Origin of the sequence: Faecalibacterium prausnitzii, from assembly GCF_003287495.1 — a bacterium.
Classification (GTDB): domain Bacteria; phylum Bacillota; class Clostridia; order Oscillospirales; family Ruminococcaceae; genus Faecalibacterium; species Faecalibacterium prausnitzii_I.
The window spans coordinates 145023-157132 of record NZ_PRLE01000001.1 but is presented as its reverse complement, the minus strand read 5'-3'; the positions used below and the strand labels follow the sequence as shown (position 1 = coordinate 157132).

Annotated in this window: 12 protein-coding genes; 7 read left to right on the top strand and 5 right to left on the bottom strand. The window is 57.0% G+C overall.

The window, feature by feature from the left end; translation table 11 throughout:
- The first annotated feature begins 34 nt into the window (after positions 1 to 34).
- On the top strand, positions 35 to 496 hold the full coding sequence (gene nrdR / locus C4N22_RS00780) for a transcriptional regulator NrdR (RefSeq protein ID WP_112147621.1): 462 nt from the start codon (positions 35 to 37) through the stop codon (positions 494 to 496).
- 77 nt (positions 497 to 573) lie between these two features.
- Here nrdR and C4N22_RS00775 read toward each other — a convergent pair whose 3' ends face one another.
- Together C4N22_RS00775 and C4N22_RS00770 are read right to left on the bottom strand one after the other, a co-directional pair.
- Entirely contained in the window at positions 574 to 942 is a 369-nt protein-coding gene (locus C4N22_RS00775; RefSeq protein ID WP_112114852.1) for a DUF4363 family protein, read from the bottom strand.
- Between the two features lie 5 nt (positions 943 to 947).
- On the bottom strand, positions 948 to 1652 hold the full coding sequence (locus C4N22_RS00770; protein WP_022257148.1) for a DUF421 domain-containing protein: 705 nt from the start codon (positions 1650 to 1652) through the stop codon (positions 948 to 950).
- 73 nt (positions 1653 to 1725) lie between these two features.
- Between C4N22_RS00770 and C4N22_RS00765 the strand changes: the two genes are divergently transcribed.
- From C4N22_RS00765 to C4N22_RS00755, 3 genes are read left to right on the top strand one after another with little or no spacing between them, the layout of a single operon-like run.
- Entirely contained in the window at positions 1726 to 3165 is a 1440-nt protein-coding gene (locus tag C4N22_RS00765; RefSeq protein ID WP_112147619.1) for a spore germination protein, read from the top strand.
- Entirely contained in the window at positions 3162 to 4007 is an 846-nt protein-coding gene (locus C4N22_RS00760; RefSeq protein ID WP_112147618.1) for a hypothetical protein, read from the top strand. The genes C4N22_RS00765 and C4N22_RS00760 overlap by 4 nt, the downstream gene beginning before the upstream one ends.
- Complete coding sequence (locus tag C4N22_RS00755; RefSeq protein ID WP_112147617.1) at positions 4004 to 4975, top strand: hypothetical protein; 972 nt, start codon at positions 4004 to 4006, stop codon at positions 4973 to 4975. Before C4N22_RS00760 ends, C4N22_RS00755 begins: the two co-directional genes overlap by 4 nt.
- Positions 4976 to 4978: 3 nt before the next feature.
- On the opposite strand, the gene C4N22_RS00750 is transcribed toward C4N22_RS00755, so the two are convergent.
- Genes C4N22_RS00750 through C4N22_RS00740 form a run of 3 tightly spaced genes read right to left on the bottom strand, consistent with a single transcriptional unit; the run spans position 4979 to position 8804 of the window.
- On the bottom strand, positions 4979 to 6328 hold the full coding sequence (locus C4N22_RS00750) for a sensor histidine kinase (protein ID WP_112147616.1): 1350 nt from the start codon (positions 6326 to 6328) through the stop codon (positions 4979 to 4981).
- Positions 6325 to 7014 (bottom strand): response regulator transcription factor, encoded by a 690-nt coding sequence (locus C4N22_RS00745; protein ID WP_022257153.1) that lies wholly within the window; start codon positions 7012 to 7014, stop codon positions 6325 to 6327. Before C4N22_RS00745 ends, C4N22_RS00750 begins: the two co-directional genes overlap by 4 nt.
- Positions 7011 to 8804 (bottom strand): Na/Pi cotransporter family protein, encoded by a 1794-nt coding sequence (locus C4N22_RS00740; RefSeq protein ID WP_112147615.1) that lies wholly within the window; start codon positions 8802 to 8804, stop codon positions 7011 to 7013. Before C4N22_RS00740 ends, C4N22_RS00745 begins: the two co-directional genes overlap by 4 nt.
- 517 nt (positions 8805 to 9321) lie before the next feature.
- Here C4N22_RS00740 and hprK point away from each other — a divergent pair.
- The 3 genes from hprK to rapZ are packed head-to-tail and all read left to right on the top strand — an operon-like array spanning position 9322 to position 12097.
- Positions 9322 to 10257 carry an HPr(Ser) kinase/phosphatase gene (gene hprK, locus C4N22_RS00735; protein ID WP_112147614.1) on the top strand — a complete coding sequence of 312 codons (936 nt, stop codon included), beginning with the start codon at positions 9322 to 9324 and terminating at the stop codon, positions 10255 to 10257.
- Positions 10258 to 10280: 23 nt separating this feature from the next.
- Positions 10281 to 11216: a UDP-N-acetylmuramate dehydrogenase gene (murB, locus tag C4N22_RS00730; RefSeq protein WP_112147613.1), complete on the top strand. Its 936-nt coding sequence runs from the start codon at positions 10281 to 10283 to the stop codon at positions 11214 to 11216.
- Between the two features lie 17 nt (positions 11217 to 11233).
- Complete coding sequence (gene rapZ / locus C4N22_RS00725; RefSeq protein WP_022257157.1) at positions 11234 to 12097, top strand: RNase adapter RapZ; 864 nt, start codon at positions 11234 to 11236, stop codon at positions 12095 to 12097.
- Positions 12098 to 12110 lie beyond the last annotated feature (13 nt).

Below are 12110 nucleotides of genomic sequence, written 5' to 3'. Positions count from 1 at the left end.
CCGGCGAAAAAGGCCGAATTCAGGAGGAACTACTATGAAATGTCCTTATTGCGGGGATGAAGAATCCAAGGTGATCGATTCCCGCCCGACCGAAGACGGGGAGCGCATTCGCCGCCGCCGGGAATGCCTGCGCTGCCACATGCGCTTTACCACCTATGAGGTAGTGGAAACGGTGCCCCTCATCGTCATCAAAAAAGACAACTCCCGTGAGCCGTTCGACCGCCAGAAGCTGCTCAACGCCATGCTGCGGGCCTGCGCCAAGCGCCCCGTCAGTTACGAGACGCTGGAGCGTGCTGTCAGCAGCATTGAGCAGAGCCTGATGAGCTCCTATGACCGCGAGGTGACCAGCGTCCGCATTGGAGAGCTGACGATGCAGGAGCTGAAAAAGATCGACGAAGTGGCTTATGTCCGCTTTGCCTCGGTCTACCAGCAGTTTGCGGATGTCGAGAGCTTTTTCAATGAACTGAAAAAGCTGATGGGCGACCACAAGAAATAAGACGCAAATACAGTAAAAGCCGTGTCGGTTTCCGGACAATTTGTTCCGGAGCCGGTACGGCTTTTTTATTTGCCTGTTCAGATGATCCGCTGGGCCAGCCATTCCATCGTTTCCACCTGGACCTGTGCCCGGCGCAGCTCCCCAAAAGCCTCCTCGGCGGCGTTCATTTCCAGGTGGCCGTCTGCCGCGCGGAGGGAGGCTTCCAGCTCTGTAAAATCCTCGGTGCGGAGCAGGTGGTTCATGTGCATCCGCATCTGGTCACACAGGTCAGCCCCATGGGCCAATGCCTTGCGGGCGGTTGTGAAATCCTCATCCCGGATGGCTTCCATGGCGGTGTCAATGTCAGAAAAAATCTCCTCGGCAAAGTGCTGTACTTTCCAGCTGCTGTAAAAAGCTGCCACCAGCAGCACGGCCACAATGGCAATACAGGCGTAAATTCGTCTCATAGACCTCACGCATCCTTTTTGCGGGAGCTGCCGGAGTGGCGGCTCTCTTTTTTGAGCAGGAAATAGTCCTCCGTCTCATTGCCTACAAGCAGTAAAATTTCAGAGATCAGGACGGTGTTAGCCTCTGCGGTACGTTCCAGCCAGGCATGATTCTTACCGCACCAGTGGAGGTTGTCTTCCAGAACCTGCCCGTCCAGGACAAAAGGGATGGTGGCGTTGGTCTGGGTGGTCTTCAGCTGCAGATCGGCCAGCCGGGCCGGTTCCCGTTCCGGCCGCAGGGCGACGGAAAGATTGCCGTTCGTCTCAATGACGGCATAGGAGACATCCCGGGGGTCAAAAATGTCCTTTCCGCGCAGGGCTTCCATCAGATCGGTCACAGTCAGCCGAAGCATCCGTAAAGCGTTCTGGTCGATTTGCCCATCCAGGATCACGGTCTTGGGCCGCCCGGACATCAGGTTGAAAAACCACTGGCTCCGGAAACTGAGCACAGACCCCAGCAGTTCCAGCGCGGCGATCAGAAAAAGCGGGATGAGGCTGGCGGTAACAGGCACTTCTTCGGATTCAATGGAGATGGAGGCCAGATTGGAGATGAGGATGGTGGAGACAAGCTCCTCCGGCTGCAGCTCTCCCAGTTGGCGCTTGCCCATCAGCCGCATGGAAAACAGCACGCAGAGATAAATTAAAATGGTGCGGAAGATCAACAGTTTCAAGGCGGGGCCCTCCATTGGCTTGGAATATCGTTGGCAGGGCGGGGCATACTGCTTGGAGAAAGGAGGGGGTATTTTGCCACAGCTTTCACCGAAACTAACGGAGAATCTCGCCCTGCTTGACGAAATGTTTGGCAGCTCGGCGGATTTTTATTCCAAGGAGGTCGAGCTTTACCACTGCCGCGGGGCGCTGGTGCTTTTTGACGGGATGGCCAGCCTGGAATCGCTCTGGGAGCTTTTGCTGGACGCTGTCAGCCGCCGCACGCCCGCACTGGATGAAACGCCGGGCGGGAGTGCCGTCTTTGATTTACTGCTGCACCATTCCGGCCTCCCGGCGGAGAGCAGCCCCGTAGAGACACTGGACGATCTGACCAGGCGGCTGACGGCCGGGATGGCCGTTCTGCTGCTGGATGGCTGTGCACAGGGCATCGCGTTCTCGGTCCAGAGCCTCAAGTTTCGCTCGGTGGAAGAACCGCCAGGGGAGGGGAATCTCCGGGGCTCCCGGGAGGGGTTTGCGGATCTGCTGCGGGTCAACCTGAGCCTGCTGCGGCGGCTCATCCGAACCGAACAGCTGGTGCAGGAAGTAACGCAGGCGGACTGTGAGATGAAAACCGAGTACGCGCTTTGCTACTGCAAGGGGAAAGTCAGTCCCGGAGCGCTTGCGCAGGTACGGAAGATCCTGGCGCAGGCAAAGCCGGAGCTGCTGCTGGATTCCAGCTATTTTGTGCCCTGGCTCTTTCCATGCCGCTTCCGGCTGTTTTCTCCGGTCAGCTATACCGAGCGCCCGGCGGTGGCGGCGGCAAAACTCTGCGAGGGGAAAATCATTGTTCTGGTCAACGGCAGCCCCTCTGCCATGATTTTGCCCACCCTTTTTTGCGAAAACTTTGATTGTCTGGACGATTATGCCACCACGGCCTTTTTTTCGTCGTTCCTGCGTATTTTGAAATATGGAGCCTTTTACCTGAGCATTTTCCTGCCGGGGGCTTTCGTCTGCACCGCCGTGTATCTGCCGGAGCTGCTTCCGCCGATATTGCTCTTTAAAATCGCGGCGGCCGAAAAAGCCACGCCGCTGCCGCTGTTTGCCGAAATGGTTATGATCATCCTGATCTTAGAGATCATCCGGGAGGCCGGGCTGCGGATGCCCCAGACACTGGGGCACTCGGTCAGTCTGGTGGCGGCGCTCATTGTGGGAGACGCCGCCATTGCTGCAGGCCTGATGAGTACCCCGGTGCTGCTGGTGGCGGGCATTACGTCCGTGGCGATTTTTATTACGCCCTCTCTTTATGAGCCGGCCACGCTGCTGCGGCTTCTGGTGGTGCTGGCAGCCGGTCTTGCGGGCCCGGTGGGGCTGGTCAGTGCCGGGCTGTTTGTTCTCTTTGGGCTGACACAGGTTTCGACGCTGGGAGTGCCGTATCTGAACGATAGTTCATTCTCGAGTGACGGGGTCATCCGGCGCAACTACCGTGTCTTATCCAGCAACCCATTTACGATCTGGCAAAGGAGGAAACCGGAATGAATCAACCTGCAGTGAACGGCGGTTTTGCTCCGCAGACTCTGTTTTTAGGACTGGCTGCTTCCAGCCTGGCGTCCAGTTTCCTCAAGACAGAAGAACTTTCTGCCCGGAGTTTTCTCCTGTGGGGGCTCCCGGCAGCGCTGGGGCTCTGTTTGCTTTCCGCACTGTTGGCAGCGGAGTTTCAGGCCCGGGAGCTTTTCTCTGGAAAAGGTGTCTTCTCCCGTCTGGGCTGCGGAGTGTCCGGACTCTGGTTTGCAGTGGAGCTGATACGAACTGTCCGCACAGCACAGGAAGTCTGCTGGAGCCAGTTTTCTTCCATGGCGGCGCTCAGCGTTCTGCCGCTGCTGCTCTGGGCAGGCTGGGCGCTGCCGGAGGCTGTGTTTGACCGCTCCTCCCGGGTACTCTGGTGGCTGGCAGGGCTGGGAGCTCTGCTCTGTGCAGCGGGGCTTGCCGGGCAGCTGCACTGGCAGAATTTATTTCCGGCATCGTACCGTTTTACAGGGGCAGATTTGGGGCAGATACTCTACCCGGAATATTTCGCACTGACCTTTCTTTGCCCGCAGCGGCAGTGGCGCAAGGCGGTCTGGATGCCGCTGGGCAGCTTTGGGGTGCAGGCAGCGTTCTGCTTTGGAATGGCGCTTTTATTTGGCGCACGGCAGGGGAGCGGCCTGCCCGGCTATGAGCTGCTGCGTTCCTGGACACTGGGGGCATTTTCCCGGTTCGACGCGGTTTTTCTGCTTCTCTGGCTGGCCGCAATGTTCTTCCGCATCTGTGTGCTGGCCCACATCCTCCGGCTGCTCTGGGAGAAGTTCCGCGGCCGAAGTGTCTGTGAGGTAAGCCCATGAGCCGCCGGGCCACACTGCGGCTTTTGCTGCTGGGGTTGCTGCTCTGCTGGTGCGGCGTTTTCCTGCGGAGTGAAAACACCGAAAAAAGCATTGTCCGGGCGCTGCTGCTGGAACAGACACCTGAGCAGTGGAATGTGGCACTGCTCTATCAATTCCCGGAGGCTGCGGCTGATTCCTCGGATGCAGCTGCTTCCGTGCAGCTTTGTGCCGGGACCGGCAAAACGCTGGAGCAGGCCCTCTTTGCGGCGGAGGAGCATCTGCCGCAGCGGCCCAGCTACCGCCTGTGTGAGTATCTGTTTTTGAATACCGGCAGCCTGCGGGGGGAGCTTTCCGCCTGTGAGCCGCTCTTTTGTGAACGTGCGGACCTCCGGCTGGCCACCCGGGTGCTGGCGGTGACGCCCGGCTGTGAGGAGCTTCTGGCCCGGGCAGAAGAGGAAGAGCGTTTCCCGGAGCAGCTGCTCCAATGCGCCAAGGATACGGCAGAGCGTGCACCACACCTGTATGAGCGGGGGAAAGGACTGCTGCTCCCGGTGGTACAGCTGAAAGAGGGGAGCATAACGCTCCAAAAAGAAGCGCTGCTGCTGACGGAGACTGGCACCTTCAGCCTGACTGAAGAAGAAACCGAGATGGCCCGTGTGCTGCTGGAATATGGACAGGAGCATACGTTCACGGTAGAGGAAACGCCCATTACCATCCGCCGCAGTGTGCTGGGGGTGCAGGCAGCAGGGGATGGCTTTACCGTCCAGCTGACATTCCAGAAAAAAGCGGCATCTGCCACGCCTACAGAAACGCAGTGCCAGAAACTGGAAACACTATGTGCTGAGACCGTCCAGCGCTGCTGGGATGCCGGGGCGGATATCCTCTCGCTGGGGAGCGTGCGCGCCCTGCAGGATGGACAAAAAACAGCGTTTCTGACAGAAAAAAACGCCTGCCCGGCAGTGCAGGCAGACGTAATATTTCTGGGATGAATTTTAATGTGCCGTCTCAAACAGCACGGTAATGGTCGTGCCCTCGCCGATCTCACTTTCCAGCTTGATGCGGGCGTTGTGGATCCGGGCAATATGCTTGACGATGGCCAGCCCCAGGCCGGTGCCGCCGGTGGCTTTGCTCCGGCTCTTATCCACCCGGTAAAAGCGCTCAAACACACTGGATTGCGCTTCTTTCGGGATGCCGATGCCGTTGTCTTTCACGGTGAGGGAGCAGTGGCCGTCCCGGGTACAGGCGGTAATGATCTGGACTTTGCCGCCGGGGCGGTTGTAGCGGATGGCGTTGTCGCACAGGTTCTGGCACAGCTCGTCCAGCAGGCTGCGGCTGCCCAGCACGGGAGCGCTCTCGCCCAGGTAGGTGAGGGAGATAAAGGAACGCTTGGCGTTGACTTTCTGCCGCTCCACGCACTCTCTGGCGACCTCCAGCAGATCAACCGTCTCCATCGTGAGGGGCGTACCGGCCTCACTGACATTGTCCAGATTGGACAGCTGCAAGATATCGTTGACCAGCTGAATCATCCGGGATGCTTCCACATGGATCTTCCGGGCAAAATCCGGGATGTCTTTGGGCTGTGCAATGCCTGTTTCAATGAGCTCTGCATAGCCGGAGATGCTGGTAAGCGGCGTTTTGAGCTCATGACTGACATTGGCCGTAAACTCCTGCCGCATTTTTTCATTGTTCTCCCGCAGCAGGCGGTCCGAATGGATGCTCTCTGCAAAAGGAATGAGCTCTTTGTAGGGCACATTGTCCTGGATGCGGTCAAGATCATCCGTCATCTTCAGCACCGGCTGCACAAGGCTTTTGGTCAGCAGCCCGGCCATGAGTGCAGCCGCGGCCATCATCAGCACACAGCTCAGGATGATGGCGGGGATGGCATCATCGTAGATAGACCAGGTCGTCTCAGAATCCTGAGCTACGCGCAGGATCTCGCCGCTGGGGAGCAGGAGAGCGTAGTAATAGGTTTCATATCCGGTGGTCTGGGAATCGCGGCAGTCGCGCCCGACCCCGCTTTGCATGGCCTGCTGGATCTCCGGGCGGGTGAGATGATTTTCCAGCGGCTGTGCCGTGGCGGATTCAAACAGAACATTGCCGTCCGGGTCAATGAGCGTGATGCGCAGGCTGCTGGTGCTGTATGCACTGAGCTGCCGCGGGTCACCGGAAAGACGATACCCGGCGGATACCAGATCCGCTTCGTGCTCCATTGCCGTCCAGACCTGTGTGCGGAACGCCTTATGGAATACAAAAATACAGAGTGCTGCCGTGCATAACAGGCCCACAAATCCCATCAGGAACAGCCGATAGCCGATTTTTTCTTCCATACTGCGTGGTTTCATTCTTCGGGTTCCTCCTCACTGTCCGCCAGCTTGTAGCCCACCTTGCGGACAGTACAGATGTATTTGCCCGCGTCGCCCAGCTTTTTGCGCAGGGTGCGGATGTGCATGTCCACGGTGCGGCTCTCCACCGAAATGTCCGTGCCCCAGACCACCTGCAGGATGGTCTCACGGGTCACGACCAGGTTGGTGTGCTCCAGCAGAAGCCGCAGCAAGCTGTACTCTTTGTAGGTCAGGTCTACATTGACGCCGCTGACAGTCACGCTGTGGCGGGCGTTGTCCAGCAGGATCTCATGGAAGCTGTAGACGCTGGTATGAGTCTCGGGCTCCGAGCGGCGGAGGGCTGCTCGCACCCGGCTCAGGAACTCCATGATACCAAAAGGCTTGGTGATATAATCGTCCGCACCGCAATCCAGCCCGCGCACGGTGTCCAGCTCACTGGATTTGGCCGTGACCATGATGATGGGCAGCCTCCGCAGGGAGGGGGTGTTGCGCAGCTTTTTCAGGATGGAAAAGCCATCTTCGCCCGGCAGCATCACATCCAGGATCACCAGCTCTGGCTCCGTCGTGCGCATTGCCTGCCAGAACGGCTCTGACGAGGGGAAGCTGTTGACCTGATAGCCACTGGACTGCAGTGCATACTGTTCCAGCTCGCGGATGGCGGCATCGTCCTCTACAATATAGATCATCCCTGTTTTTCCTCCGTTGGGGTGGTTTCATTTTCCGGGAAAATGTAACGCTCGCGGTAGCGGTCCAGACGGCGCTGGAACACTTCGCTCTCCTTGGCAGCGTTGCCGCTGCGCAGGTCGTTGAGGTATGCGTGGGTATCAAAGCTGTCCTGCGCGACCTCGATCTGTGCCACGGCCACATTACTGCAGTGGTCGCAGACACGCTCATAGTTGGTCAGCAGATCATCCAGCACAAAACCGTATTCAATGGAGCAGCTGCCGGCCTGCAGGCGGGCAATATGGCGGGCCTTGATGGCACGCACCAGCTCATCCACCACCTGCTCCAACGGCTCGACCTTACTGGCCAGATGCAGGTCGCCCTTGCGGAAAGCTTCCGTGGTGCGGTTCAGCGTGTCCTGCACAGCGTCTTCCAGCACCTGCAGCTCTTCCTGGGCATCCTGGGAGAACTGTACGTTCTTGGTGTGCATCTCATCGGCAGATTTGAGCAGGTTGACCGAATGGTCGCTGATGCGCTCAAAATCACTGATGGTGTGGAGCAGGGTGTTGACGCTCTGGCTGTCAGCGTGGTTCAGCTCCCGGCCGGAAAGCTTGACCAGATAAGTGCCGAGGGCGTCCTCATACTGATCCACTTTGCTTTCTTCCTCTTTGACCTTTTCGGCCAGAGTGTCGTCCCATTTGTGGGTCAGGCTCATGGCCTGGAACACACCCACGCGGGCAAGCTCAGCCATTTCGGCGGTTGCGGCACGGGCACGCTCCACAGCCATGGCAGGCGTATTGAGCAGACGCTCATCCAGCAAGGCAAAGCTCTCTTTCTGAGTGTCGTCCGGGATGGTCAGGATGGCCAGCTTTTCAAGCAGACCTGCAAAGGGGAGCAGAACCACAGTGGCAGCAATGTTGAACGTGGAGTGGACCACGGCAATGCCCCAGGCCGCGATGGTGTCATTGACAAAGGTGAAGTGCAGCACGCTGTTCAAACCATAGAAAATGATCAGGAACAGCATGACGCCGATGATGTTGAAGTACAGATGGACCATAGCAGCCCGGCGGGCATTCTTGTTGGCACCCACCGAGGAGAGCAGTGCAGTGACGCAAGTACCAATATTCTGGCCCATGATGATGGGGATGGCACTGCCGTACGTGATAACGCCCGTGGCGCTCAAGGCCTGCAGGATGCCGACACTGGCACTGGAGGACTGGATGACACCGGTAACAATGGCACCCACCAGCACGCCCAGAATGGGGTTGGAGAAGCGGACAAAGAGGTTGGTGAACCAGGCTTCGTCCTGCAGGGGAGCCACCGCGTTGGACATCGTGGTCATGCCGGTCATCAGGATGGCAAAGCCGATCATGATGGTGCCTATGCCCTTGCGCTTTTCGTTTTTGCCCAGATACAGCAGGATGCCGATAAATGCCAGCACCGGACTGAACGAAGTGGGTTTGAGCATCTGGATGAGCAGGCTGTCGCCCTGCAGGCCGGAAAGGCTTAAAATCCAGCTGGTAACAGTGGTGCCCACGTTGCTGCCCATGATCACGCCAATGGCCTGGTGCAGCTCCATGATGCCGCTGTTGACAAAGCCGACCACCATAACGGTGGTGGCACTGGAAGACTGAATGATCGCGGTTACGCACAGGCCAAGGAAAAATCCCTTGATGGGGTTATCGGTCAGCTTGCTCAGGATCTTCTGCAGCTGGCCGCCAGCCTGCTTCTCCAGCGCCTTGCCCATAATGTCCATGCCGAACAGGAACAGGGCCAGGCCGCCGAACAAGGAAAAGACATTGAAAATAGTCATTTCGTGTTTCCTCACTTTGATTTGACGTGTTATTTTCCTACACTATGAGTATAAAGATGAAATGTAAAATCGGAAATCAGCCAAATGTAAAACTCATGTAAAGGATGCAACACATCCGTGAGGTGCCTACCTTTATTATAAAGAAATCGGCAGCGGATGCAAGCAAATGAAGCAATTCAGGAAAAGATTCTCTGGATTTTTGATGGAGCGGGAAGCAGAAGAAAATTGGATGTTGTAACTCCAAGATCTACCCGCGCTTACGGGCCAGCGATGGGATCTGCACTTAGAAAGGTTGTCAGGGGTCTTTTATTTTTTATGCTGGTTTGCTATAATAGAGTGTACTAGAACTTTTGTAAGCATACGATATGATGCTTTATTATGCCTTCCACTTATTGGACAGATGGATTGTTTCGCTTTTAGATGCACCAATGTTGTTTTTGACAAACAAGATGGGGTGCGATGCCCCCCCATTTTGAACCAGTGCATCAGATGAAAAGAGCCTACAGGAGGAAAAACGATGGGGAACTTCACCGTTTCGCTTAAAAAGCTGACGGAGAAAGTCAGTATGGACGTGGTTTACACGCCGCAGGATCTGGAAAACATCAGTGTTGAAATTGCAGAGGTCAACCGTCCGGGCCTGTTCCTGGCGGGTTACTATGATTATTTTGATAAGCTGCGTCTGCAGATCATGGGCTTGGCGGAGATGAACTTCCTGGCGGGCCTCCCGGAGGAAAAGCGTCGGGAGCGTCTGGATCAGCTGTTCCGGCAGCAGCCGCCTGCTGTTATCGTGGGCCGCAGTGAAGAACTGGAGCCGTTTCCCGAGATGCTGGAACTGGCAAAAAAACACGGTGTGGCGCTGCTGCGCTCCAATGAGACGACCTGCACATTGATGGGAAGCCTCATCAGTGTGCTGAATCTGGAACTTGCCCCCCGCATCACCCGCCACGGTGTGCTGGTGGAAGTGTACGGCGAGGGCATTCTCATTCTGGGTGACAGCGGCATTGGAAAGAGCGAGCTGGCCATTGAGCTGGTCAAGCGCGGCCATCGTCTCATAGCGGATGACGCCGTGGAACTGCGCAAAGTTTCCAACCGCCAGATCATGGGCACGGCACCGGAAAACATTCGCCACTTTATTGAGCTGCGCGGCATTGGCATTGTCAATGTGGCCCGGATTTTCGGTGTGGGTGCTGTTAAAGTGAGCGAGAGCCTCGACCTTGTGGTGCAGCTGGAGCCCTGGGACCCCACCAAGAACTACCAGCGTACCGGCCTCGAAAGCGAGTATTGTGATATTCTGGGTGTGAGCATTCCCAGTACCAGCATCCCGGTTTCGCCTGGCCGTAATATGGCTGTCGTGCTGGAAACGGCAGCCATCAACAACCGCCAGAAGAAGATGGGCTACAATGCCGCCAAGGAGCTGCTGATCCGTCTGGGTCTGGACGAAACGCTGGATTAACGATTTTCCCATGGAGGAGCACTATGTTTGAACCTTTGTGCGCCGCACTGGATGCGGCGGGCATTGCTTGTACCCGAAACGAGCTGTTGGCCGACCACTGTACGTTCCGTATCGGTGGTCCGGCAGACATATTTATAAAACCATGCGACGAAATCCAGCTGTGCAGGGCAGTGGCTTTTTGCAAGGAGCAGGGAGCTCGCTATTATCTGCTGGGGAACGGCAGCAACATTCTGTTTGAGGATGCAGGTTTCCGGGGGGCTGTTCTGGACCTGACGGCCATGAAAACCGGCATTGGGATGAAAGAGAACATTCCCGGCGAAGAGTCCGGTGTAGTTTATTGCAACGTGACGGTCGGGGCCGGGACGAAGCTTTCGACTCTTTGCAATTTTGCACTGAACCACAGCTGCACCGGTTTAGAGTTTGCCTACGGCATTCCCGGCACGGTGGGCGGTGCGATCTATATGAATGCAGGTGCTTACGGCGGCGAGATGAAAGATGTTCTGACGTCCGTGGAGTATTTGGCTGCGGACGGAAACATCATCGAAGTGCCAGCCGCTGAGTTGGATTTATCGTACCGGCATAGCATTTTTGAGGAGAACGGCGGCTGCATTCTGAGCGCAACGTTCCGCCTGAAAAAAGGAGACGCTGCATCCATCAAGGCCAGGATGGACGAATTGATGCAAAAACGGATCGACAAACAGCCGTTGGACAAACCCAGCGCTGGCAGTACCTTTAAGCGGCCGGCAGGGGCTTTCGCCGCGGCCCTCATCGACCAGTGCGGCCTGCGGGGCTACCGCCACGGCGGGGCTGCCGTCAGCGAAAAGCACTGCGGTTTTGTGGTCAACCTGGGCGGCGCAACTTGTGCCGATGTACTGGCACTTTGTGATGAAGTGAGGTCCATCGTCAAAGAGAAAACAGGCTATGACCTTGAAAAAGAGATTCGGGTCGTAAGGGCATAACGGAAAGAGGAATAACTATGGATCTTCTCATCGTCAGCGGACTTTCCGGCGCGGGAAAATCGGTGGCCATGAATGCGCTGGAGGATATTGGTTTTTTCTGCATTGATAACATCCCGGCAGGGCTTTTGCCCAGTATCATGGCCTTTTCCAAAGCGGGCGATAACCAGCTCAAGCGGGTGGCCTTATCCATGGATGTCCGCGGATGCCGCAGCAAAGAGGAGATCGAGCAGGGGTTGGAGCAGCTGGATCAGCAGGGAATCTCCTATGAGATCCTGTTTCTGGACGCGCCGGATGATGTGCTGATGCGCCGTTACAGCGAGACCCGCCGCCGTCACCCCATCAGCATTGCGGAAGGAATCTCCACCCGGGAGGCATTTGCAAAAGAACGTCAGATCTTGCAGCCGCTGAAAGAACGGGCAAACTACACCATCAACACCGCCCTGCTCTCAACGGCGCAGAACAAAGAACGCGTCTGCGACCTGTTCTTGAAGAACGGGGGAGCCAAGAGCGCCATGCGCCTGAATATCCTGTCTTTCGGCTTCAAGTTTGGCATCCCGCCGGAAGCAGACCTTGTGCTGGACGTTCGCTGCCTGCCCAATCCGTTCTATGTGCCGGAGCTCAAGCACAAGACCGGACTTGACCAGGAGGTCGTCGATTTTGTTATGGGGCATCCGGAGGCACAGGAGCTTTTGCGCCGGTATGAGAATTTTCTGGATTACGCCCTGCCGCTCTATGTCAAGGAGGGCAAAAGCCAGCTGACCATCGCGGTGGGCTGCACGGGCGGCAAACACCGCTCCATTACCTTTGCTCGGAAGATCGCGGAATTTTGCGAAGAAAAAGGCTATCAGCCCAGCACCCAGCATCGGGATTCTGCCCGCTGAGCCTGTGCCCTTG